The organism is Pseudomonas sp. BF-R-26 (assembly GCF_019947395.1).
Lineage (GTDB): Bacteria > Pseudomonadota > Gammaproteobacteria > Pseudomonadales > Pseudomonadaceae > Aquipseudomonas > Aquipseudomonas farris.
The window spans coordinates 308,987-333,075 of the sequence record NZ_JAGYGK010000003.1 but is presented as its reverse complement, the minus strand read 5'-3'; the positions used below and the strand labels follow the sequence as shown (position 1 = coordinate 333,075).

The window sequence follows — 24,089 nt, the reverse complement described above, 5'->3', positions numbered from 1 at the left end:
GGAGTAGCGTTACCGCTTGAAATCAATTTTGCCGCCTAATAAAACATGGAATTTCAACATGCAGAAATCACTCAAAACACTCCTTGCATCTACGCTTTTGATAACCTCGGCCTTCTGCGGCGCTGTCAATGCGCAGTCCACAACAAATTCCCCTGCAAAAAATGCCGTTGCCACGCCAGATAATGCCGTCATGCTGACCGTATTTTTAAAGCACGATCAATCACGGCCATTGGGCGAATTAAAGGCTCAACTTGCCAAACAAGGATTCTATAAGGCATTTCCACCTGCGGGAGTAGAGGTTGTCAGTTGGAACATAATGATGGGTATCGGACAAGTCGTCACAGTGCGCTTCCCGGCCTCCCGTCTTGCTGAAGTAAACCTTGCACTTGAAAATACAGCGTGGGGAAGTTACAAAACCGAGTTCTATCCGACCTATGACTTCAAAGCGATAGCACAGGCAGAACAAAACAAAGCGCAGCAAATGCAAACTGCCCAGTGATGCTAGTTGGCGCGAGTGTTAGCGAATTCAATGCGCGATGGTTGCGATTTGATGGATGTCATCGGGCGACGATTGCAGGTGCAGGTTTCGGTGTAGTGCCTGGTAAAAAAACGGGTGACCTCACTGGGGTCACCCGTAGTTACGGCTTCAAAGGTTCAACCTTACGCGTCAACAACTCCACAAACGCCCTGGCCATCGGCGATTTCTGATCCTTGCGCTGCACCAGCCACACTGCCGACACGGCCGCCGGATCGAGTAGAGGGCGGTAGACCACGCCATCGATGCGCATCCGCTGATACGACGCCGGCAATACCGACACTCCCAGACCTGCCGCCACCAGCCCGATGATGGTCATCGCCTCGCCAGCCTCTTGCGCGAAGTGCGGGCTGAACCCGACATCCCGCGCCAGGCTGAGCAGCTGTGCGTACAAACCACTGCCATAGCTACGTGGGAAAAATACGAAGGGTTCGAGGGCCAGCGCCGAGAGGAATAAACCGTCTTCGCTGCCGCTCACCAACGGATGCTTGGAGCTAAGCACCGCCACCAGTGGCTCGCGCATCAGTTCCACCACGCTGAGTGAGTCCGGCAAGCCCAGCGGCCGCATGATGCCGACTTCAATCGACTCGTCCACCAATGCATCGGCCACTTGGGTGCTGCTCATTTCCCGCAGATTCAGGTGCACCGCCGGGAAACTCTGGCGAAACGAGAAAATCGCCTGAGGAATGGTCGAGTTGAACGGGGCCGACGAGGTGAAGCCGATCTTCAGTTCACCCAACTCTCCGAGTTGTGCCCGCCGCGCAACGTCCGCCGCTTTGTCGACCTGAGCCAGCACCAACCGCGCCTCTTCCAGAAACAGCCGACCGGCCTCACTGAGTTCGACCCGACGATTGGTCCGTTCGAATAACCGGGCGCCGACCTCCTGTTCCAGCGCCTGAATCTGCTGGCTCAGCGGCGGTTGCGAGATGCCCAGCACTTGGGCTGCGCGGCCGAAATGCAGTTCTTCGGCGACGGCGATGAAGTAGCGCAGGTGGCGCAATTCCATGAAAACTCCATTAGGTCGTAAAACCTATCAAACAGGTCGAACAATATATTGGATTGAATCATTAGGCAGCTATATGATTTTTTCATTGCCTGACCGGCTGCGCCCCTCCGAGGTCTGAAGTGAAAACTGCTGCCGCTCCACTCGCCCATGAAATTCCGCCCACTCCGCTGGACGACGTCGTCACTGAGCTAAGCGAGATCTACATCGAGAAAGGCACACCGATGTTTATGCGCACGGTGCTGGCGCTGTTCTCGGGCGGTTTCGCGACCTTTGCCCTGCTGTATTGCGTGCAGCCGATGATGCCGCTGCTGTCCCACGAGTTTTCCATCAACGCAGCCCAGAGCAGCCTGATCCTGTCGGTCGCCACCGGCATGCTCGCCATTGGCTTGCTGATCACCGGTCCCATCTCTGATCGCATCGGGCGTAAACCGGTGATGGTCGCCGCGCTGTTCGCCGCAGCGCTGTGCACCATGGCCAGCGCAATGATCCCGAGCTGGCAAGGCGTGCTGGTGATGCGAGCGCTGGTGGGGCTGTCGTTGAGCGGTCTGGCGGCGGTCGCGATGACTTACCTGAGCGAAGAGATCCATCCACAGCACCTTGGCCTCGCCATGGGCTTGTACATCGGTGGCAATGCCATCGGCGGCATGTGTGGACGATTGATCGTCGGGGTACTGATCGACTTCGTCAGCTGGCACGCGGCGATGCTGGTCGTCGGTGGCCTGGCGCTGATTGCCGCAGCGGTGTTCTGGAAAATCCTCCCGGAATCGCGCAACTTCCGCGCCCGCTCATTGCATCCTCGCAGCTTGCTGGACGGCTTCAGCATGCACTTTCGCGATGCAGGTCTACCACTGCTGTTCCTTGAGGCTTTCGTGCTGATGGGCGCGTTTGTCACGCTGTTCAACTACATCGGCTATCGCCTGCTGGCCGAGCCGTATCACATGGATCAGGCCTTCGTCGGGCTGCTTTCGGTGGTGTACCTGTCGGGCATCTACAGCTCGGCGAAAATCGGCGCCCTGGCCGACCAACTCGGCCGGCGCAAAGTGCTCTGGGCAACCATTGTGGTCATGCTCGCGGGCATCGCCCTGACCATGTTCACGCCGTTACCGCTGGTGATTCTCGGCATGCTGATCTTTACCTTCGGCTTCTTTGGTGCGCATTCGGTGGCCAGTAGCTGGATTGGCCGTCGTGCGATCAAGGCCAGAGGACAGGCGTCGTCGCTGTACCTGTTCAGCTATTACGCCGGGTCGAGTATCGCGGGTACGGCGGGCGGTGTGGCCTGGCACTTGGGTGGCTGGAACGGGATCGGGTTATTTATTGGCGGGTTGTTGGTGATTGCGTTGTTGGTGGCGTTGAAGCTGGCGAAGTTACCGCCGTTGGTAAATTTGAAGGCATGACGCACAACCCTGTGGGAGCGGGCTTGCCCGCGATAGCGATGGTCGGTCCAGCACATGTGTTGTATGAGACGACGCCATCGCGGGCAAGCCCGCTCCCACAATGAATGGCATCCACTTCTCATTTTCTGAACCACAAACAAAAACGCCCGGCATATGCCGGGCGTTTTTTATTGGGCCACGATTACTCGTGATACTGCGCCGACAGTTCATGTACCGCGCGCAGGAAGGCGCCAGCATGCTCTGGGTCGACTTCCGGCGTGATGCCATGGCCGAGGTTGAACACGTGACCGCTGCCTTTGCCGTAGCTGGCGAGGATCCGGCCGACTTCGGTGCGGATGGCTTCTGGCTTGGCGTAGAGCACGGTTGGGTCCATGTTGCCTTGCAGGGCGACTTTGCTGCCGACGCGTTGGCGGGCTTCGCCAATGTCGCAAGTCCAGTCCAGGCCCAGCGCATCCGCGCCAGCGTCAGCGATGCTTTCCAGCCACAGGCCGCCGTTCTTGGTGAACAGGATGACCGGCACTTTGCGGCCTTCGTGCTCGCGGATCAGGCCGCTGACGATTTTGCGCATGTAGGCCAGGGAGAACTCCTGGTAGGCCGCTGCGGAGAGGTTGCCACCCCAGGTGTCGAAGATCTGCACCGCTTGCGCGCCGGCCATGATCTGACCGTTGAGGTAGCTGGTGACCGACTGCGCGAGTTTATCCAGCAGCAAGTGCATGGCTTGCGGGTTGTCATAGAGCATGGCCTTGGTCTTGCGGAAGTCTTTCGACGAGCCGCCTTCGACCATGTAGGTGGCCAGGGTCCATGGGCTGCCGGAGAAGCCGATCAGCGGCACGCGGCCGTTCAGTTCCCGACGGATGGTGCTGACTGCGTCCATGACGTAGCCGAGGTCTTTGTGTGGATCAGGAATCGGCAGGGCTTCGATGTCGGCCAGGGTGCTGATGACTTTCTTGAAGCGCGGACCTTCACCGGTTTCGAAGTACAGGCCTTGGCCCATGGCGTCCGGGATGGTGAGGATGTCGGAGAACAGGATCGCCGCGTCCAGTTGCGGATAGCGGTCGAGCGGCTGCATCGTGACTTCGCAAGCGAACGCCGGGTTCATGCACAGGCTCATGAAATCACCGGCCTTGGCACGGCTGGCGCGGTACTCAGGCAGGTAGCGACCGGCCTGACGCATCATCCACACAGGGGTGACGTCTACGGGTTGCTTGAGCAGGGCGCGAAGGAAACGGTCGTTCTTCAGGGCAGTCATGTCGGCATCCGGAAAAAAAGTGCGGGCATTTTCTCAGAGCGCGACGCAAAAGGCACGGCAAGAGCCGTTCCTTTTGTCTATCGGGTCAATTTGTCGCGGTTGAATGCCGTTTTGGCCACACCAAAAAACACTGTGGGAGCTGGCTTGCCTGCGATGCGGCCACCTCGGTCTTTCAGTTAGACCGAGGCAATGCTATCGCTGGCAAGCCAGCTCCCACAGGAATTGCATTCCAATGTTGGAATACGGTTAAACGCCCAGGTAATCCAGGATCCCTTCAGCGGCATTGCGGCCTTCGAAGATCGCCGTTACCACCAGGTCGGAACCACGAACCATGTCGCCACCGGCGAAGATTTTCGGGTTGCTGGTCTGGTGCTTGTACTGGCCTTGCTCCGGTGCCACCACGCGGCCCTGGCTGTCGGTCTGGATGCTGAACTGCTCGAACCACGATGCCGGGCTTGGACGGAAACCGAAGGCGATGACCACGGCGTCGGCCGGGATGATCTCTTCGGAGCCCGGGATCGGCTCGGGGCTGCGACGGCCACGGGCGTCCGGCTCGCCGAGACGGGTCTCGACCACCTTCACGCCTTCGACGCGGTCTTCACCCACGATAGCGATCGGCTGGCGGTTGTAGAGGAATTTCACGCCTTCTTCCTTGGCGTTCTTCACCTCTTTGCGCGAGCCCGGCATGTTCGCTTCGTCACGACGATACGCACAGGTCACCGACTTGGCGCCCTGACGGATCGAAGTACGGTTGCAGTCCATCGCCGTGTCGCCACCGCCCAGCACCACGACCTTCTTGCCTTTCATGTCGACGAAATCTTCCGGCGACTTTTCAAAGCCCAGGTTGCGGTTGACGTTGGCGATCAGGAAATCCAGCGCGTCATACACGCCCGGCAGATCTTCACCGGCAAAGCCGCCCTTCATGTAGGTGTAGGTGCCCATGCCCATGAACACGGCATCGTATTCTTCGAGCAGTTGCTCGATGGTCACGTCCTTGCCGATTTCGGTGTTCAGGCGGAACTCGATGCCCATGCCGGTGAAGACTTCGCGGCGATTGCTCAGCACGGTCTTTTCCAGCTTGAATTCGGGGATCCCGAAGGTCAGCAGGCCGCCGATTTCCGGGTTCTTGTCGAACACCACCGGGGTCACGCCACCACGTACCAGCACGTCGGCACAGCCCAGGCCGGCAGGGCCCGCGCCGATAACCGCGACACGCTTGCCGGTCGGTTTGACCTTGGACATGTCCGGGCGCCAGCCCATGGCGAACGCGGTGTCGGTGATGTACTTCTCCACCGAACCAATGGTCACCGCACCAAAACCGTCGTTAAGGGTGCAGGCCCCCTCGCACAGACGATCCTGGGGACAAACCCGGCCGCAGACTTCCGGCAGGGTGTTGGTCTGGTGCGACAGCTCGGCGGCCTGGAGGATGTTGCCCTCGGCCACCAGCTTGAGCCAGTTGGGAATGAAGTTGTGCACCGGGCACTTCCATTCGCAATACGGGTTACCGCAACCCAGGCAGCGGTGGGCCTGGTCGGCCGACTGCTGGGGTTTGAACGGTTCGTAGATTTCCACGAACTCTTTCTTGCGTTGACGCAACAGTTTCTTCTTCGGATCTTTGCGCCCGACATCGATGAACTGGAAGTCGTTATTCAGACGTTCAGCCATTGTTAAAACCTCATCAAACTCTTCAGGCGCATATCACTGCGGGTTGGCACGGGTGCTGGAAAGCAACGATTTCAGGTTGGCAGCCTTGGGCTTGACCAGCCAGAAACGACGCAGATAGTCATCGAGGTTTTCAGCGAGGTTACGACCCCACTCGCTGTCGGTTTCCTCGACGTATTCGTTCAGCACGCGTTGCAGGTGGCTGCGATAGGCTTCCATTGCCTCACCGCTGATCCGCTGGATTTCCACCAGTTCGTGGTTGACCCGGTCAACGAAGGTGTTGTCCTGGTCGAGCACGTAGGCGAAACCGCCGGTCATGCCTGAGCCGAAGTTGTAACCGGTCTTGCCCAACACGCAGACGAAACCACCGGTCATGTACTCGCAGCAGTGATCGCCAGTGCCTTCCACGACAGTGTGAGCACCGGAGTTACGCACCGCGAAACGCTCGCCCGCGGTACCGGCGGCGAACAGCTTGCCCCCGGTGGCGCCATACAGGCAGGTGTTGCCGATAATGGCGCTGTCCTGAGTCTTGTAGATGCTGCCCTTCGGCGGAACGATGACCAGTTTGCCGCCGGTCATGCCTTTGCCGACGTAGTCGTTGGCGTCACCTTCCAGGTACATGTTCAGGCCGCCGGCGTTCCACACACCAAAGCTCTGACCGGCAGTGCCTTTGAAGCGGAAGGTGATCGGCGCGTTAGCCATGCCCTGGTTGCCATGCTTGCGCGCGATTTCACCGGAGATCCGCGCGCCGATGGAACGGTCGCAGTTGCAGATATCCAGGGCGAAATCGGCGCCGCTCATGTCGTTGATAGCCGAGGTGGCCAAGTCGACCATTTTCTCGGCCAGCAGGCCTTTGTCGAACGGCGGGTTGCGGTCGACCTGGCAGAACTGAGGCTTGTCTGCCGGGATGTGATCGCTGCCCAGCAACGGGGTCAAGTCCAGGTGATTCTGCTTGGCGGTCTGGCCTTCGAGGATTTCCAGCAGATCGGTGCGGCCGATCAGCTCTTCGAGGGAGCGCACGCCCAGCTTCGCCAGCCACTCACGGGTTTCTTCGGCGACGTAGGTGAAGAAATTCACCACCATGTCGACGGTACCGATGTAGTGATCCTTGCGCAGCTTCTCGTTCTGAGTCGCAACGCCGGTGGCGCAGTTGTTCAGGTGGCAAATACGCAGGTATTTGCAGCCCAGGGCGATCATTGGCGCGGTGCCGAAGCCGAAGCTTTCAGCGCCAAGGATCGCTGCCTTGATCACGTCGAGGCCGGTTTTCAAGCCGCCGTCAGTCTGCACACGGACCTTGCCGCGCAGGTCGTTGCCGCGCAGGGTCTGATGGGTTTCGGCCAAACCGAGTTCCCACGGTGCGCCCGCGTATTTGATCGAGGTCAGTGGCGATGCACCGGTGCCGCCGTCGTAGCCGGAAATGGTGATCAAGTCCGCGTAAGCCTTGGCCACACCGGCAGCGATGGTGCCGACGCCCGCTTCTGCTACCAGCTTCACCGAGACCAATGCCTTCGGGTTGACTTGTTTCAGGTCGAAAATCAACTGCGACAAGTCTTCGATCGAATAGATGTCGTGGTGCGGCGGAGGCGAAATCAGGGTCACACCCGGCACTGCGTAACGCAGCTTGGCGATCAGACCGTTGACCTTGCCGCCCGGCAGCTGACCACCTTCGCCGGGCTTGGCGCCCTGAGCAACTTTGATCTGCAGCACTTCAGCGTTAACCAGGTATTCCGGGGTCACACCGAAACGGCCAGTGGCGACCTGCTTGATTTTCGAGCTTTTGATGGTGCCGTAGCGTGCCGGGTCTTCGCCGCCTTCGCCGGAGTTGGAACGCGCACCGAGGCGGTTCATGGCTTCGGCCAGGGCTTCGTGAGCTTCCGGCGACAGTGCGCCCAAAGAGATGCCCGCGGAGTCGAAGCGCTTGAGCACCGATTCCAGCGGTTCGATCTCGCTGATGTCCAGCGGCGTATCCAGGGTCTTGACCTTGAACAGATCGCGGATCATCGACACCGGACGGTTGTCCACCAGCGCCGTGTATTCCTTGAACTTGCTGTAGTCGCCCTGCTGCACAGCCGCTTGCAGGGTGCTGACCACGTCCGGGTTGTAGGCGTGATATTCGCCACCGTGGACGAACTTCAGCAGGCCGCCTTGCTGGATCGGCTTGCGCGGGCTCCAGGCTTCGGTCGCCAAGGCTTTCTGCTCGGCTTCGATGTCGACGAAACGCGCGCCCTTGATGCGGCTTGGCACACCACGGAAGCTCAGGTCGCAGACTTCTTCGGACAGGCCGATAGCCTCGAACAGTTGCGCACCGCGGTACGAAGTAATGGTCGAAATCCCCATCTTCGAGAGGATCTTGAGCAGGCCTTTGGTGATGCCTTTGCGGTAGTTCTTGAACACCTCATAGAGGTCACCCAGCACTTCACCGGTTCGGATCAGGTCGCCCAGCACTTCGTAGGCCAGGAACGGATAAACGGCAGAGGCGCCGAAACCGATCAACACTGCAAAGTGGTGCGGATCGCGCGCAGTGGCGGTCTCGACCAGAATGTTGGAGTCGCAACGCAGGCCTTTTTCGGTCAAGCGATGATGCACTGCGCCGGTAGCGAGCGAAGCGTGGATCGGCAACTTGCCCGGGGCGATGTGACGGTCACTCAGTACAATCTGGGTGCGACCGGCGCGAACGGCTTCTTCAGCCTGATCGGCAACATTGCGCACCGCCGCTTCGAGGCCAACGCTCTCGTCGTAGTTGAGGTCAATGATCTGACGCTCGAAGCCTGGGCGGTCGAGGTTCATCAACGAGCGCCACTTGGCCGGGGAAATGACCGGCGAACTGAGGATCACGCGCGAGGCGTGTTCCGGCGACTCCTGGAAGATATTGCGTTCGGCGCCGAGGCAGACTTCCAGCGACATGACGATCGCTTCGCGCAGCGGGTCGATCGGCGGGTTGGTCACCTGCGCGAACTGCTGACGGAAATAGTCGTACGGCGTGCGCACGCGCTGGGACAGCACGGCCATCGGCGTATCGTCGCCCATCGAGCCAACGGCTTCGTAGCCTTGTTCGCCGAGCGGACGCAGCACCTGGTCGCGCTCTTCGAACGTGACCTGATACATCTTCATGTATTGCTTGAGCTGATCGACGTCGTAGAAAGCCGAACCGTGATCGTTGTCTTCCATGGTCGCCTGGATGCGCAGGGCATTCTTGCGCAGCCATTGCTTGTACGGATGACGGGACTTCAAGCGGTTGTCGATGGCATCGGTGTCGAGGATCTGACCGGTTTCAGTGTCCACGGCAAAGATCTGGCCCGGACCGACACGGCCCTTGGCGATCACGTCTTCAGGCTGGTAGTTCCAGACACCGATTTCCGAGGCCAGGGTAATGAAGCCGTTCTTGGTGGTAACCCAACGCGCCGGACGCAGACCGTTACGGTCGAGCAGGCACACCGCGTAACGACCATCAGTCATTACTACGCCGGCCGGGCCGTCCCACGGCTCCATGTGCATCGAGTTGTATTCGTAGAACGCGCGCAGATCCGGGTCCATGGTTTCGACGTTCTGCCACGCAGGCGGAATGATCATCCGCACGCCACGGAACAGGTCGATGCCACCGGTGACCATCAACTCGAGCATGTTGTCCATGCTGGAGGAGTCAGAACCTACACGGTTCACCAGCGGGCCGAGTTCTTCCAGATCCATCAGATCGTTGGTGAACTTGGTGCGACGGGCCTGGGCCCAGTTGCGGTTGCCGGTGATGGTATTGATCTCGCCGTTGTGGGCGAGGAAGCGGAACGGCTGAGCCAGCGGCCATTTCGGTAAGGTGTTGGTGGAGAAGCGCTGGTGGAACACGCAGATTGCGGTTTGCAGGCGCTGGTCGCTCAGGTCTGGATAGAAGGCGGTCAGGTCCGCCGGCATCATCAGGCCTTTATAAATGATGGTCTTGTGGGAAAAGCTGCAGATGTAGTGATCGACGTCGGCGGCGTTGGACACAGACGAACGACGACGGGCGCTGAACAGCTTGATCGCCATGTCCTGATCGCTCAGGCCTTCCCCACCGATGAACACTTGTTCGATCTGCGGCAGGCGCTCAAGGGCCAGGCGGCCAAGGACGCTGGTGTCGATCGGCACTTTGCGCCAGCCGACCAGGGTCAGGCCTTCGGCCAGGATCTCGCGGTTCATGTTCTCGCGAGCGGCTTCGGCTTTGACCGGGTCCTGGTTGAAGAAGACCATGCCCACAGCATATTGCTTGGGCAGTTCGACGCCGAAGGTTTCCTGGGCAATCGCACGCAGGAATACATCCGGCTTTTGAATCAGCAGACCGCAACCGTCACCGGTCTTGCCGTCGGCGTTGATCCCACCGCGGTGGGTCATGCAGGTCAGGGCCTCAATGGCCGTTTGCAAAAGGGTATGACTGGGCTCGCCCTGCATATGGGCTATCAGGCCGAAACCGCAGTTATCCTTGAATTCATCTGGTTGGTACAGACCTGCTTTCATAGACACTTTCTCACCAGGCTGCCTCTTATCGAGGCAAATTTCTTTTCAATTCAGCCAGTTACCATCCACGCCGAACGTACGCCAGCTTTGCGGGGGCAAAAGGGAGGTCATTGTACACACCGACACTGAGGCTCACAAATTTGACGACGAACTGTCGCAAATCTATGTCGCATTTGTGAAAGGTTTAAAGCGATATGCTGTGCTAGTCAAAACTTTTTTAATTTTGACCGCAACGACTCAAAGACCACTGTGACGCAGACACCACAAGGCACGCGGCCTGGAGAGGCGGCATGCGCTTGCAGAAATTTTGAGGTGCTTGGAGAGGCGGCCTGGGTAAGGCCGCCGAATCTTCAGCGAGTTGTTGCCAGTTCCTGTTGGACGCTGGCGACAGTGCGAGGCCAAGGTTTACCAGCCTGAACCTTCGCTGGCAAGGCCTTGATGGCTGTAACGGCTGCATCGCGGTTGGCGAAGCTACCGTAGGTGATGACGTAAAGCGGCTTGCCGTTGAGTACTTTCTTGAAATAACGGTACTCGCCGCCCTGCTCCTTGACGAAGCTTTGGGCGGCCGATTCGGAGCTGGTGCCAAGGATTTGCACCACGTAGTTACCCGGCGCCTGGCCTGCGTACCAGCTGCCACCGGCGGCTTTAGCCACGGTGGCTGGCTTCTCGGCAGGTTTGGCGGCGGCGACCGGCTTGGCGGGCGCTGGAGCCGGTTTGGCAGCAGGTGCAGGTGCTGGCTTGGCTGTCGCGACCTGAGTCGGCGCTGGAACCGGTTTGGCGGCAGGTGTTGGCGCAGGTCCCGGCTGGATGCCGGCAGGTGGTGCAGTGGTGGTCACGGTTGGCGGTGTAGCGCTGGAACCTTCGACCGGCACGCCGTCGTCGCCTTCGGTGATACCACCGGCCGCTTCGGCCAATGGGCCTCGCATCACCGGCTGCGAGTTGCCGACCAACGGCAACGGCATCGGTTGCGAATTACCGGCGAATTCGACGGATGGAGCGCCACCGCTGTCAGGTTGTGGCGTGCCCTGGCCCAGCGGCAGTTGCGCCTGTTCGTTGGCAGGTGCGCCGGTGGTCGGCGCTTTGCTGCGACCCGGCATCAACCAGGCGGCGGCTACCGCGACCACGACAACGGCGGAAATCGCCAATACGTGTTTCTTCGGCATGTTGAACCCCATACTTGGACGCTTCACCGCTGAGCGGCTGGCAATCATGGCTTCGATCATTGCATCGCGGGCGACCTGGTTGATGGTGCCAGGCCAGCCGTCGGAGCTTTCGTGAATATCAGAGATCTGATCCGCGGTAAAAAGTTCGATACCCCGACCGGCGCCTTCAAGACGCTGGTCCAGGTATTCGCGGGTTTCTTCTTCGGTATAAGGCTGCAATTCGATGACGTGGAAGCGCTCTTCCTCAAGGCTCAGCGCTTCAAGTTGGGCAATCAGCGAGGACTCCCCGAACAGAAACACGTGCGGGCGACCTTCCGGTGCACCAGCGGCCAACGCCAGCAAGGCTTCCAGGGCAGATTCATCGAGTTGCTCGGCATCATCCAACAGCAAATAGACTTCCTGCCCCGTGAGGGCAAGCTGTACCACTTGGGCCAGGATCGCGCCGATTTCGGCCTGCTCGACGTTCAGCGCCTGAGCCACCTGACGCAGCACACCGGCTGCATCGCCGGCGCCACGGGCGGAAACCACCACGCTCTGCACTGACTGTTTGTTGGTGCTGGCCACCAGGGCCTGACGCAACAGGGTCTTGCCACTGCCTTGCGGACCGGTGACCACCAGCAACAACTGGCTATAACGGGCCAGATGATGCAGCTGACCCAGCACCGGTTTGCGCTGGGCCGGGAAAAATTTGAAGCCAGGCACCCGTGGAGCGAAAGGGTCATGACTTAACTGGTAATGGCCGAGGAAAGCCTCGTCGGCATGCAAACTAGTCATCGGGATCTTATTAACCTTTAAGCTGAGCCAGGGCGCGGTAATCCGCTCCCAGCGTGGCCTGTAAAATCTCTTTCGGATAATCGTCGGTCACCACTGCTTCGCCCATGTGGCGCAGCAGCACCAGGCGCAAACGACCGTCGATCACTTTCTTGTCAATTGCCATGTGTTCGAGAAAATCGGCTTCGGTCATCTCTTCCGGCGGAATGACCGGCAGGCCGGCACGCTGGAACAGACGAATACCGCGATCACGTTCCTGTTCGCTGATCCAGCCCAGGCGCGCGGACATCTCCAAAGCCATTACGGTGCCAGCAGCAACTGCTTCACCATGAAGCCAGACACCATAGCCCATATGGGTTTCGATCGCGTGGCCGAAGGTGTGGCCCAGGTTTAACGTGGCACGTACGCCCGTCTCTTTCTCGTCGGCACCGACCACCGCAGCCTTGGCTGCGCAGGAACGTTCGATGGCGTAAGTCAGGGCGGGCTGGTCCAGCGCTCGCAGGCGATCGACGTTTTCTTCGAGCCAGGTCAGGAATGGCTCGTCGCAGATCAGCCCGTATTTGATGACTTCCGCCAGCCCGGCGGACAATTCTCGGGGCGGCAGGGTGTTGAGGGTGGCGGTATCGATCAGCACCACGTTGGGCTGATAGAAGGCGCCGACCATGTTCTTGCCCAGCGGGTGATTGATCCCGGTTTTGCCGCCCACCGAGGAGTCGACTTGCGACAACAACGTCGTCGGTATCTGGATGAAATCGACGCCTCGCTGGTAGCAGGCGGCCGCAAAACCGGCCATGTCACCGATTACACCGCCACCGAGGGCGATTACCGTGGTGCGGCGATCATGCCGTGCAGTCAGCAGGCCGTCGAATATCAGTTGCAGGGTTTCCCAGGTCTTGAAGGCTTCGCCGTCGGGCAGCACCACGGAAATCACCGAGAACTGCGCAAGACTGCGGGTCAGACGCTCGAGGTAGAGCGGCGCGACGGTCTCGTTGGAGATGATCGCCACCTGCCGCCCGCGGATATGCGGGACCAGCAGCTCAGGCTGATCCAACAAACCTTCGCCAATATGAATCGGGTAGCTGCGCTCGCCTAGATCGACCTTGAGTGTCTGCATGTGTCCCCACAGTGAAGAGATGGAATCAGGCGTCCTGCCTTGAGTTTACGAATTCCATGGCGTCTGCTGGTGTGACGCCATTCGGTAGTCAGCCGCCACAACCTTGAGCGGCTGCGACAGGACGCCGAGGATAGCGCATTTCGCGCCGCGCATTAACGGGGCGGTAGCTGCTGCAAGCGTTCGAGGATGTCGAGCACCACCATTCGCGGTGGCCGCTCATCGGTTTCCACCACCAGGTCGGCGATCTCCCGATACAGCGGATCACGGATCGCCAGCAAGTCCCGAAGGGTCTTGGCCGGATCAGCGGTGCGCAGCAGTGGCCGATTGCGGTCGCGAGCTGTTCGGCCGACCTGCTGCTCGACAGACGCATGCAGATAAACCACCCGACCACCGGCGTGCAGCGCTCGACGATTGGCTTCGCGCATCACGGCGCCGCCACCGGTCGCCAACACCACGCCGTCGAACGCACACAGCTCGGCAATCATCGCCTGCTCGCGGTCACGAAAGCCCGGTTCGCCTTCCTTATCGAAAATCCACGGGATATTGGCGCCCGTGCGCAATTCAATTTCCTTATCGGAATCTTTGAATGGCAGGCGCAGCTCTTTGGCCAGCAAACGGCCGATGGTGCTTTTTCCAGCCCCCATCGGTCCAACAAGAATCAAATTTCGCACAGAATCAATGACTCACAGCAATCGCCTGATTGTTCATGATACGCGGAGTGAGAAATACCAGCAGCTCGGATTTTTTCTCCGAAACCACATCACGCCGGAAAAGGCGGCCAAGATACGGCACATCACCGAGAAATGGCACCTTATCTACAACCTTGCTCTGAGTATTTGAGAAAACCCCACCAATGACGATGGTCTCGCCGTCGTTAACCAACACCTTGGCGTTGACCTCGTTTTTCTTGATCGGCGGTACATCCTGCACTTTGTTCAGGTAGTCCGGTTCGTCCTTGGTGACCTTGACCTCCATGATGATGCGGTTGTCTGGGGTGATCTGCGGGGTCACTTCCAGGGACAGCGAAGCTTCCTTGAACGACACCGAGGTGGCGCCGCTGGAGCTGGCTTCCTGATAGGGAATCTCAGTGCCCTTGAGGATTTTCGCGGTTTCCTTGTCGGACGTGACCACCTTGGGCTGCGAGACGATTTCCCCGTTGCCGGTTTTCTCCATGGCCGAAAGTTCAAGGTCCAGCAGCACGTTGTCGGTAATGAAGGCGATACCGATCCCCGAAGTATTGCCAGAGGTCCCCAAGTCGACGAACGGCGAGTTGGTACTGGTGCTGCCCGGCGTACCAATGGTGGTCGAAGAGCCGTTGACCCCGGACGTGTTCCAGTTGCCCTTCTGCGCCGAACCGCCCCAGCGTACGCCAAGACTTTTGTCGTAATCGACGTTGGCCTCAACGATGCGCGCCTCGATCATCACCTGACGCACCGGAATATCCAGTTGCGCAACGATACGACGCAGTTCGTCGAGCCGATCCTGGGTCTGGTAGGCAATGATGTTGTTGGTTCGCTCATCGACAGTGATTGATCCTCGCTCGTCGACTTTCGCTTCGGCGCTGGTCACTGACTGGAACAGCTTGGCGATATCGGCGGCCTTGGCGTAGTTGACCTGTAACAGCTCGCGACGCAGAGGCGCCAGCTCGGATATCTGCTTCTGCGACTCCAGTTCCTGACGCTCTCGGGCAGCGATTTCATCAGCCGGCGCCACCAGCAGCACGTTACCGATCTTGCGTTTATCCAGACCTTTGGTTTTCAACACCAGGTCCAGCGCCTGATCCCACGGCACATTCTGCAGACGCAACGTGATGCCGCCCTGCACCGTGTCGCTGGCCACCAAATTGAGGTTGGTGAAATCGGCGATCAGTTGCAGCACCGAGCGCACATCAATGTCCTGAAAATTCAGCGAGAGTTTTTCGCCGGTGTAGGCAAAGCGTTCAGTGTTGCGCTTCTGCAAGTCATCGACAGTCATCGGCCGGATGCTGACGGTCAATTTGTTGTCGGTCTGATAGGTCGAATAATCGAAGGCGCCACTGGGCTCGATACTGATAATGGCCCGGTCGCCCGTGGCGCTGGCGTTGACGAACTGCACCGGCGTGGCGAAATCCTTGACGTCAAGGCGTACACGCAACCGTTCAGGCAGTTGGGTCTTGGTGAAACCGACGATGATTTTGCCATCGCGTTCCTGGATGTCCGGGGCGATGGACGGATCCGACAGATCAATAACCACATTGCCCTCACCCTGGGTGCCGCGCTGGAAATCCACGCCCCGGATGGCTTTGCCCACCGGCGCACTGACCCTGGCCGGTGCTGGCGTCGCAGTGGCTGTGCGCGGTGCGACGGCGGCCGGCTTAGGCGCCTTGTTACCGGCCCCTTGTCCGACGACCACGAACAGATTGTTGCCTTCGACGCGGGCGTTGTATGGCGTTAATTGAGTCAGGCTGATGATCAGCCGTGTGCGGTCCTTGGCCTCCACCACCGTGGCGCTGCGGGCATTGCCGCTGCCCAGGTCCCGACTCTTGTTCGCCAGCTGACTGGTGACCCCCGGCAGGTCCAGCGCAATCCGCGCAGGCTGCTCTGTCGTGTAACCGTGAGGCTGCGGCGGCGGCCCATCGAACGACAACTTCAACTCGACACGGTCACCGGGCAGCGCGGCGACATCCAGCGCTTTGAGGTTGGCCGCCACTACCATCGGCGACAGAAACGCTATCCATAGCGAAATACCGAAGGTTGAGAAAATCCTGTTCATTATTCGAGTTCCACTATGAGTGCTCTTTCAAAGGGATGGTTCGCGGCCGTTCCAGCCAGGCACCTTCGCCATCGGGAACGATTTCGACCACGTCAACTTGCGAACCGCTGATGGCGACGATCCGCCCATCGTTACGCCCCAGGTAATCGCCGACTTTCAACCGATGTACGCCGCCCGCCCCGCGCAACAGCGCAAAGGAACCGGTTGCATTGGAGATGGTGCCGACCATTTCAAATTGCTCGATGTTGAAACCTTCGAGGTACTGCTTGACCCGGTTGGGGTCGGGTTTGACGTTACGCGAGCCGTGCTTCTGGCCGGCCAGATCGACTCTGACCTGCCGGGAGAACGGGCTACGCAGGTTGGCAGCGTTGTAGGTGAATGTCGGGTAAGACCGGAATGTCGGCGTTGGTTCAATTTTGCCGGGGGCACGCAGGCGCACTTCGTTCAAATAGGCGTCCAGGTCGCTGAAATCATTGTCGCCGCCACAACCGGCCAGGATGACCAGACACATAACCATCGACAGGCAACGAATCGGGCTCATTTCTGCAACCCCTTGTCGTTGTAGCGATAGGTCTTGGCCAGGATGCTCATGCGCAACTTCGGACCATCAGGATTGGCCGGCGCCAGGTCGAAGTCATGCAGAGTGACGATCCGCGGCAACCCGGCCACGCCGCTGACGAAAGTCGCCAGGTCGTGATAGGCGCCGGTGACGGTGATCCGGATAGGGAGCTCGATGTAGAACTGCTGGGTGACCTCCGGGAGCAGCTTGATTTCTTCGAACTCCAGGCCGCTGCCCAAGCCGGTGCGGGTGATGTCCTCCAGCAGGCCGGGCACTTCGGTGTCGCTGGGCAATTGCCGTAATAGCATGCCGAAGGAGTTCTCCATTTCCTTCATCTGCTGGGTATACAGCTCTAGATTCGCCGCCATATTGGCCTTGGTCGCGAATTGCTCCCTGAGCGTCGACTCTTCCTCGCGCCTGAGCTCCAGATGGTTTTGCAGATCGCTGATCAAGAAGGTGTAGCCCAGGGCCAGCACCAGAGCCATCAGCAGGACACTCGCCACGACCTTGATCGCAGGTGGCCAGGACCCCATGTTGTTGGTATCCAGATCGTTGATGTCGATCTGACGTAACCCTTCGAACCATTCGGACAGCTTCATTTCACACCCCCTACAACGGCGGGCTGAGTCTGACGGACGGTCAACTGAAAAACATTGGCCTGATCCAGCTGACCGGCGGTGGTCGCTTTGACTTCCGTGAGGTTGGGCGCATCGAACCAGTCGGAAGCATCAAGATTGCGCATCAGATCCGAAACACGATTGTTGGACTCCGCCGCGCCGGTGATGGACAACGTCTTGCCGACCATTTTCACTTCGGTGAAATAAACTCCGTCCGGCAAAGTACGCGCCAATTGATCGAAAATCCTCCCACTGATCGGCCGGTTGCCTTGCAGATCCTGAATAATGCGCATGCGCTCGACGAGCTGCTGTCGACGGGCCTTCAGGTCGCTGATCTGTTTGATCCGCTCGTCGACCACGGCAATCTGCTTGCTGATGTAATCGTTACGGGCGACTTGCCGATTAATGGCAGTGCTAATGACCTGGTCCGCGATCAGCAGCGCACCCACCGACCCCACCAGCACACCGACCAACGCCAGTAAAAAGCGTTTGCGACGCCCTTCACGCAACTCTTCGCGCCAGGGTAAAAGATTGATCCGCGCCATCAGTCGAAACTCCTGAGGGCCAGCCCGCAGGCGATCATCAGTGCCGGGGCATCGCTCGCCAAGGCACCGGCGTTGACCTTGCTGCTCAGGGTCATGTTGGAGAAAGGATTGGCGACCTGGGTCGGCGTACCCAGTCGCTGCTCGATCAATCGCTCCAGTCCCGGGACCGAGGCGGTGCCGCCGGCCAGGAGGATGTGATCGACTGAGTTGTACTGGCCGGAGGCAAAGAAGAACTGCAATGAACGCGACACCTGTTGCACCAACGCATCACGAAATGGCTGCAAGACCTCGCTGACGTAATCGTCCGGCAAACCGCCCTGCTTCTTCGCCAGCCCCGCCTGCTCGACGGTCAGGCCATAACGACGCTGGATCTCTTCCGTCAGTTGACGGCCGCCGAACAATTGTTCGCGGGTGTAGATGATCCGCCCGTTGTGCAGCACGCTCAGGGTGGTCATGGTGGCGCCGATATCGACCACCGCCACGGTCAGACGCTCCTGAGAAGCGGCCAACTGAGTTGCCAGCAGGCCGAACGATCGCTCCAGGGCATAGGCTTCGACGTCGACCACGCGCGCGGTCAGCCCGGCCAGAGCCAGGGCCGCTTCACGGACTTCGACGTTTTCCTTGCGACAGGCCGCCAGCAGTACATTGACCCGCTCGGGGTTGCGCGCCGACACGCCCTGCACTTCGAAGTCGATCGCCACTTCGTCCAGCGGATAAGGGATGTACTGATCGGCCTCGATCTTCAGCTGGTTTTCCATCTCGTCGTCGGAAAGACCGGCATCCATCTCGATGGTCTTGGTGATCACCGCCGAACCGGCCACCGCCACGGCAACGTTCCTGAGGCTGGTTTTGGCCTTGGATAGCACCCGCGCAAGAGCCTGCCCCACGCCTTCGAGCTCGGCGATATTTTTCTCGACCACAGCACTGGCGGGCAGCGGTTCGACCGCATAGGCCTCGACCCGATAGCGGTCGCCCTGGCGACTTAGCTCCAGTAGCTTCACCGACGTGGAGCTGATGTCGATCCCCAAAAGCGTATTGGCTTTTTTATTGAAGAGTCCTAGCACTACCAATTCCCTATGACTATCCGTGAGTTACGGACTCTGTAATATCCATTGCGTTCAATACCCCCCGTCTTGACAGAAGCGCAAATGACGCCCCCGGCGGAAAAATGCTTATAATGCCGAGCGTTTTTTCCGCTTTCACTGCAAGCGCAGGTCATTCTCTGTATAGCCTGAACCCTGATGCCTAATTCATTCTTTGCCCTGGATATCCAAAAGCCTTGATTCGTCTGCTGAAATTTTTCGGTTGGTCCATCGTCGCCGTTTTCTGCGGACTGCTCCTGGGTCTGAGCGGCGCTTTTCTTTACCTTAGCCCCGGATTGCCATCCGTGGAGGCGCTGAGAAGTATTCAGTTGCAGATTCCTTTGCGGGTGTACAGCAGCGACAACAAATTGATCGCAGAATTTGGCGAAATGCGCCGTACGCCAATCCGTTTCGCCGACATTCCCCCCAATTTCATTAATGCGTTACTAAGTGCTGAAGACGACAATTTCGCCAACCACTACGGCGTCGACCCCAGCAGCCTGATGCGTGCCGCTACCCAGCTGGTAAAGAGCGGACACATTCAGTCCGGCGGCAGCACCATCACCATGCAGGTGGCGAAGAACTTCTTCCTGACCAGCGAACGCAGCTTCTCGCGCAAAACCACCGAAATCCTCCTGGCCCTGCAGATCGAACGGCAGTTGACCAAGGACGAGATCCTCGAGCTGTACGTCAACAAGATCTATCTGGGCAACCGCGCCTATGGCATCGAGGCGGCGGCACAGGTCTATTACGGCAAGTCGATTCGTGACGTCAGCCTGGCGCAGATGGCGATGATCGCCGGCCTGCCAAAAGCCCCGTCACGCTTCAACCCGCTGGCCAACCCGGCCCGCAGCAAGGAGCGTCGCGACTGGATCCTGGGGCGCATGTATAAGCTCGGCAAAATCACCGAAGCCGACTACACCACTGCGATCAATGAGCCGCTGAACGCCAGCTACCATGTGCCGACGCCGGAAGTGAACGCACCGTACGTCGCCGAAATGGCCCGCGCCGAAATGGTCGGCCGCTATGGCAGCGATGCGTACACCGAAGGTTTTCGTGTCACCACCACAGTCCCGAGCAATTTGCAGGAGATGGCCAACACCGCGGTTCACGAAGGCTTGATGACCTACGACCAACGGCACGGTTATCGCGGCCCCGAGTCACGCCTGCCGGGTAAAACCCGAGAGGCCTGGACTCAGGAGTTGACCAAACAGCGAATCATCAGCGGCCTGGAACCGGCGATCGTGACCCAGGTCGACAAGAACGGCGTGCAGGTGTTGACCCGCACGGGTACCGGCGAAGAGCACATCGCCTGGGACACCATGAAGTGGGCTCGTCCGTTCCTGAACACCAACAGCATGGGCGCCAATCCGAAGCAGCCGTCGGATGTCGCGCAGGTCGGCGATCTGATTCGCGTGCAGCGTCAGCCAGACGGTTCGCTCAAATTCAGCCAGATTCCGCAGGCCCAGGGCGCACTGGTCTCCCTCGATCCGCAGAACGGTGCCATTCGTTCGCTGGTCGGCGGTTTCGCCTTCGAGCAGAGCAACTACAACCGCGCCATGCAGGCCAAGCGTCAGCCGGGTTCGAGCTTCAAGCCGTTCGTCTACAGCGCCGCCCTGGACAACGGCTACACCGCCGCCAGCCTGGTGAACGACGCACCGATCGTGTTCGTTGACGAATACCTGGACAAGGTCTGGCGCCCGAAGAACGACACCAACACCTTCCTCGGCCCGATCCGCATGCGTGAAGCGCTCTATAAGTCGCGCAATCTGGTATCGATCCGCCTGCTGCAAGCGCTGGGTGTCGACCGCACCATCGACTACATCAGCAAGTTCGGCTTCAACAAGCAGGACCTGCCGCGCAACCTGTCCCTGGCCCTGGGTACCGCGACCCTGACGCCAATGGAAATCGCCACCGGCTGGGCTACCTTCGCCAACGGCGGCTACAAGATCACCCCGTACATCATCGACAAGATCGAAAGCCGCAACGGCGACACGCTATTCGTCGCCAACCCGCCGAGCGTTCCGAAAGGCACCGTAGTCAGCGATGGCATCGCCATGCCGGCCTCCGACACCTTCACGGTCAACGCCACCCCAGGCGAAGCACCGAGCGCCCAACCAGCACCACAAACGCCGGCCGTGGCCGAGCGCATCGTCGATGGGCGCACCACTTACATCCTCAACAGCATGCTTGAGGACGTGATCAAACTCGGTACCGGCCGCCGTGCACTGGCCTTGGGTCGCAGCGACATCGCGGGCAAGACCGGCACCACCAACGAATCCAAGGACGCCTGGTTCTCCGGCTACAACGCCGATTACGTGACCACCGTCTGGACCGGCTTCGACCAACCGGAAAGCCTGGGCAAACGCGAGTTCGGCGGCACCGTTGCCTTGCCGATCTGGATGAACTACATGGCGGCGGCCCTTAAAGACAAACCGCCTCACACCCAGGCGGAGCCGGAAGGCATTCTCAGCCTGCGAGTTGACCCGATCAGCGGCCGTGCAGCCACCCCAAGTACGCCAGGCGCCTACTTCGAACTGTTCAAGGCCGAAGACACACCACCGTCGGTGAACGAGCTGGGTAACGGCAATGTGCCGGGCAGCCCGCTGCCAGCGGATGAGGCAGCGCCGATCGATTTGTTCTGATCCCGTAGCGCAACGCAAAAGCCCCGTTCTTCTCTAGAAGACGGGGCTTTTTGTTGCGCCTGGAATTTGTGCACCGACTGAAGCCAGGGTTGCCTGTCAGGCCGCCTTCGCGAGCAAGCCCACATTGGAATGCATACCCCTGTGGGAGCGGGCTTGCTCGCGAAGAGGCCCTCAAAGACACCACAAAAACCGCAGACAATAAAAAGCCCCGACTCGCGAGAGCCGGGGCTTTTGGTTGAAGCGTTACAACGGCTTAGCCGTTGAACACGTCATCCACGCTTTTCAGCGGGTAGTTCTTCGGATACGGCAGGGTCGCCACACCGGTCTCGATCGCAGCCTTGGCCACGGCATCGGAGATCAGGGTGATCAGACGGGCATCCATTGGTTTCGGAATGATGTACTCACGACCGAATTCCAGCTTGATGCCGCCGTAGGCGTCGCACACTTCCTGAGGCACTGGCAGCTTGGCCAGTTCACGCAGGGCGTTGGCGGCAGCCACTTTCATTTCTTCGTTGATGCGCTTGGCGCGAACGTCCAGGGCACCACGGAAGATGAACGGGAAGCCCAGTACGTTGTTGACCTGGTTCGGGTAATCCGAACGGCCGGTGGCCATGATCACGTCGTTACGGGTGGCGTGAGCCAGTTCCGGGGAGATTTCCGGATCCGGGTTCGAGCACGCGAACACGATCGGGTTGGCCGCCATGGATTTCAGGCCTTCAGCGCTCAGCAGGTTCGGACCGGACAGGCCAACGAACACGTCAGCGCCTTCCAGCGCGTCAGCCAGGGTGCGCTTCTCGGTCGCGTGAGCGAACACAGCCTTGTACTGGTTCAGGTCGTCACGGCCGGAGTGGATCACACCGGTACGGTCAACCATGTAGATGTTTTCGATGTTGGCGCCCATGCTCACCAGCAATTTCATGCAGGAGATGGCCGCAGCACCGGCGCCCAGGCAGACGATCTTGGCGTCAGCCAGGGTTTTGCCAGCGATTTCCAGGGCGTTGATCATGCCGGCCGCAGTAACGATTGCGGTGCCGTGCTGGTCATCGTGGAATACCGGAATATCGCACTGCTCGATCAGAGCGCGTTCGATCTCAAAGCACTCAGGTGCCTTGATGTCTTCCAGGTTGATGCCACCGAAGGTAATGGAGATACGCTTGACGGTGTCGATGAAGGCTTGCGGGCTTTCGGAGTCGACTTCGATGTCGAACACGTCGATGCCGGCGAAGCGCTTGAACAGCACGCCCTTACCTTCCATAACCGGCTTGGAAGCCAATGGGCCGAGGTTACCCAGGCCGAGAATCGCGGTGCCATCGGAAATGACTGCAACCAGGTTGCCCTTGCCGGTGTATTTGTAGGCCAGTTCAGGATCGCGGGCGATTTCGCGTACTGGTTCGGCTACGCCGGGGCTGTAGGCCAGCGACAGATCGCGGGCGGTAGCGGTGGCCTTGGTGAGCTCGACACTCAGCTTCCCTGGACGGGGATGGGCGTGATATTCGAGAGCGGCAGTTTTCAAATCAGACATATGGGCATTCCGCTTTTTACTGTTGGACAGACGGACCGCCGAGGATACTCGCCTCGCAAAGTCCTCACAAGACTGACCAGTCACCCCTGTCAAGCGCCCGGCCCTACGACTTTGGGCCAAGAGCCACGGAACACAAGGGATAGACTGTTCACAATCGATAGAAAAAATGTCTACAACTCTTTCTTACGGCGCCGTCTGCAACATCGCCGGATCGGTCAGCGACAGAAGCCAGCGCGCCTGCCCCGGTTTCAACCCACCGCGGCGCGAACGATCCACCACCCAGCCACGAGCCTCGATTTGCTTGCCTTTGAGCTTTTCAAGCGATGCAACATCGAATTGGTCCAGCATATTGGGTGCAACCCGCAATACAACCGAATCCTGCAACTCGATCCAAACCCCGCCGCGATTGCGCTGAACCTTGCTCACACGACCACTGAGCACGGCGAAGCCGGACGCGCTGATCTGCTCCGCTTTCAGTACAGGTGATTGTCGCCATAGCCCAAGACCGGCCCGACGAGCACTGCGTTCTGCCGCTTGCTGGCAGGCGGCCAAATCGACATTCGGTGCTACCGCCACCTGAAAACCGAGGCCCTCCGCGAGCATCTGCGCTTCGAGGTTGGCACCATCGACGCCATAGACATGGGCCAGAGTCCGGCCGTAATGGTCCTTGCTTTCTTTACCCGGCAGCAAACCGACCTGCCCGTCGCTGGCGGCCACCAGTGCTTCAAGGCGTTTGCGCGCGGCCACGGCGAAAGGCTCGTCTGAACGCCCCTGCTTGCCCAGCTCCGGCGTATTCAAACCGATCATGCGCACGCTGCGGCCATCGCGCAGACGCAAGGTGTCGCCATCCACTACCCGCTGCACCGCGACCGACGTCAGCCCACTCGGCACCGGGCAGAAGGCCTGGGCACCGGAAAGCCAAATCGCGGACACAAAAAAGGCGCCCGCGAGGGACGCCTTTTTCATCAGCAAGGAAAAGCCCATCGGGCCCT

The 24,089-nt window shown here is 59.5% G+C and carries 17 protein-coding genes; 3 read left to right on the top strand and 14 right to left on the bottom strand.

The window, feature by feature from the left end; genetic code table 11:
* The first annotated feature begins 58 nt into the window (after positions 1–58).
* The gene (locus KGB18_RS05725) at positions 59–499 is read left to right on the top strand and encodes a hypothetical protein (protein WP_123721572.1); all 441 of its coding nucleotides are present in this window, start codon (positions 59–61) and stop codon (positions 497–499) included.
* A 139-nt stretch (positions 500–638) separates the two neighbouring features.
* Here KGB18_RS05725 and KGB18_RS05720 read toward each other — a convergent pair whose 3' ends face one another.
* Positions 639–1,541: a LysR family transcriptional regulator gene (locus tag KGB18_RS05720; RefSeq protein ID WP_223569513.1), complete on the bottom strand. Its 903-nt coding sequence runs from the start codon at positions 1,539–1,541 to the stop codon at positions 639–641.
* 152 nt (positions 1,542–1,693) lie between these two features.
* Between KGB18_RS05720 and KGB18_RS05715 the strand changes: the two genes are divergently transcribed.
* On the top strand, positions 1,694–2,935 hold the full coding sequence (locus tag KGB18_RS05715) for an MFS transporter (protein ID WP_353621889.1): 1,242 nt from the start codon (positions 1,694–1,696) through the stop codon (positions 2,933–2,935).
* 181 nt (positions 2,936–3,116) lie between these two features.
* Here KGB18_RS05715 and hemE read toward each other — a convergent pair whose 3' ends face one another.
* The 11 genes from hemE to KGB18_RS05660 form a co-directional block, all read right to left on the bottom strand.
* Entirely contained in the window at positions 3,117–4,184 is a 1,068-nt protein-coding gene (hemE, locus tag KGB18_RS05710) for a uroporphyrinogen decarboxylase (RefSeq protein ID WP_052965076.1), read from the bottom strand.
* Between the two features lie 246 nt (positions 4,185–4,430).
* Positions 4,431–5,849: an FAD-dependent oxidoreductase gene (locus KGB18_RS05705; RefSeq protein WP_048396075.1), complete on the bottom strand. Its 1,419-nt coding sequence runs from the start codon at positions 5,847–5,849 to the stop codon at positions 4,431–4,433.
* Between the two features lie 33 nt (positions 5,850–5,882).
* Complete coding sequence (gene gltB / locus KGB18_RS05700) at positions 5,883–10,328, bottom strand: glutamate synthase large subunit (RefSeq protein ID WP_123721576.1); 4,446 nt, start codon at positions 10,326–10,328, stop codon at positions 5,883–5,885.
* A 350-nt stretch (positions 10,329–10,678) separates the two neighbouring features.
* Positions 10,679–12,265: an SPOR domain-containing protein gene (locus KGB18_RS05695; protein ID WP_123721577.1), complete on the bottom strand. Its 1,587-nt coding sequence runs from the start codon at positions 12,263–12,265 to the stop codon at positions 10,679–10,681.
* A gap of 10 nt (positions 12,266–12,275) precedes the next feature.
* Positions 12,276–13,376, bottom strand: a complete 1,101-nt coding sequence (gene aroB / locus KGB18_RS05690; RefSeq protein WP_123721578.1) for a 3-dehydroquinate synthase — start codon at positions 13,374–13,376, stop codon at positions 12,276–12,278.
* Between the two features lie 152 nt (positions 13,377–13,528).
* Positions 13,529–14,047 carry a shikimate kinase AroK gene (gene aroK / locus KGB18_RS05685; protein ID WP_052965071.1) on the bottom strand — a complete coding sequence of 173 codons (519 nt, stop codon included), beginning with the start codon at positions 14,045–14,047 and terminating at the stop codon, positions 13,529–13,531.
* A gap of 4 nt (positions 14,048–14,051) precedes the next feature.
* The gene (gene pilQ, locus KGB18_RS05680) at positions 14,052–16,127 is read right to left on the bottom strand and encodes a type IV pilus secretin PilQ (RefSeq protein WP_223569512.1); all 2,076 of its coding nucleotides are present in this window, start codon (positions 16,125–16,127) and stop codon (positions 14,052–14,054) included.
* Between the two features lie 13 nt (positions 16,128–16,140).
* Positions 16,141–16,668: a pilus assembly protein PilP gene (locus tag KGB18_RS05675; RefSeq protein WP_123721580.1), complete on the bottom strand. Its 528-nt coding sequence runs from the start codon at positions 16,666–16,668 to the stop codon at positions 16,141–16,143.
* Entirely contained in the window at positions 16,665–17,285 is a 621-nt protein-coding gene (pilO, locus tag KGB18_RS05670; RefSeq protein ID WP_223569511.1) for a type 4a pilus biogenesis protein PilO, read from the bottom strand. The genes KGB18_RS05675 and pilO overlap by 4 nt, the downstream gene beginning before the upstream one ends.
* Positions 17,282–17,848 carry a PilN domain-containing protein gene (locus KGB18_RS05665; RefSeq protein WP_123721582.1) on the bottom strand — a complete coding sequence of 189 codons (567 nt, stop codon included), beginning with the start codon at positions 17,846–17,848 and terminating at the stop codon, positions 17,282–17,284. Before KGB18_RS05665 ends, pilO begins: the two co-directional genes overlap by 4 nt.
* A complete protein-coding gene (locus tag KGB18_RS05660; protein ID WP_123499947.1) occupies positions 17,848–18,912 on the bottom strand; it encodes a pilus assembly protein PilM in 1,065 nt (354 codons plus the stop codon). The genes KGB18_RS05665 and KGB18_RS05660 overlap by 1 nt, the downstream gene beginning before the upstream one ends.
* Before the next feature lie 218 nt (positions 18,913–19,130).
* Here KGB18_RS05660 and KGB18_RS05655 point away from each other — a divergent pair, with 218 nt between their 5' ends.
* Entirely contained in the window at positions 19,131–21,575 is a 2,445-nt protein-coding gene (locus KGB18_RS05655) for a penicillin-binding protein 1A (protein WP_410003848.1), read from the top strand.
* Between the two features lie 253 nt (positions 21,576–21,828).
* Here the strand turns inward: KGB18_RS05655 and KGB18_RS05650 are convergent, their stop codons facing one another.
* Together KGB18_RS05650 and KGB18_RS05645 are read right to left on the bottom strand one after the other, a co-directional pair.
* The gene (locus KGB18_RS05650; protein ID WP_007899225.1) at positions 21,829–23,097 is read right to left on the bottom strand and encodes a malic enzyme-like NAD(P)-binding protein; all 1,269 of its coding nucleotides are present in this window, start codon (positions 23,095–23,097) and stop codon (positions 21,829–21,831) included.
* 183 nt (positions 23,098–23,280) lie between these two features.
* Positions 23,281–24,081 carry a thermonuclease family protein gene (locus KGB18_RS05645; protein WP_123721585.1) on the bottom strand — a complete coding sequence of 267 codons (801 nt, stop codon included), beginning with the start codon at positions 24,079–24,081 and terminating at the stop codon, positions 23,281–23,283.
* Positions 24,082–24,089 lie beyond the last annotated feature (8 nt).

Bases quoted from the DNA above. Each gene is read 5' to 3' on its own strand.
- KGB18_RS05695 (WP_123721577.1), bottom strand. From the start codon at position 12,265: ATGACTAGTTTGCATGCCGACGAGGCTTTCCTCGGCCATTACCAGTTA.
- aroB (WP_123721578.1), bottom strand. From the start codon at position 13,376: ATGCAGACACTCAAGGTCGATCTAGGCGAGCGCAGCTACCCGATTCAT.
- KGB18_RS05645 (WP_123721585.1), bottom strand. From the start codon at position 24,081: ATGGGCTTTTCCTTGCTGATGAAAAAGGCGTCCCTCGCGGGCGCCTTT.
- KGB18_RS05675 (WP_123721580.1), bottom strand. From the start codon at position 16,668: ATGAGCCCGATTCGTTGCCTGTCGATGGTTATGTGTCTGGTCATCCTG.
- KGB18_RS05720 (WP_223569513.1), bottom strand. From the start codon at position 1,541: ATGGAATTGCGCCACCTGCGCTACTTCATCGCCGTCGCCGAAGAACTG.
- pilQ (WP_223569512.1), bottom strand. From the start codon at position 16,127: ATGAACAGGATTTTCTCAACCTTCGGTATTTCGCTATGGATAGCGTTT.
- KGB18_RS05725 (WP_123721572.1), top strand. From the start codon at position 59: ATGCAGAAATCACTCAAAACACTCCTTGCATCTACGCTTTTGATAACC.
- gltB (WP_123721576.1), bottom strand. From the start codon at position 10,328: ATGAAAGCAGGTCTGTACCAACCAGATGAATTCAAGGATAACTGCGGT.
- KGB18_RS05665 (WP_123721582.1), bottom strand. From the start codon at position 17,848: ATGGCGCGGATCAATCTTTTACCCTGGCGCGAAGAGTTGCGTGAAGGG.
- pilO (WP_223569511.1), bottom strand. From the start codon at position 17,285: ATGAAGCTGTCCGAATGGTTCGAAGGGTTACGTCAGATCGACATCAAC.
- hemE (WP_052965076.1), bottom strand. From the start codon at position 4,184: ATGACTGCCCTGAAGAACGACCGTTTCCTTCGCGCCCTGCTCAAGCAA.
- KGB18_RS05705 (WP_048396075.1), bottom strand. From the start codon at position 5,849: ATGGCTGAACGTCTGAATAACGACTTCCAGTTCATCGATGTCGGGCGC.
- KGB18_RS05650 (WP_007899225.1), bottom strand. From the start codon at position 23,097: ATGTCTGATTTGAAAACTGCCGCTCTCGAATATCACGCCCATCCCCGT.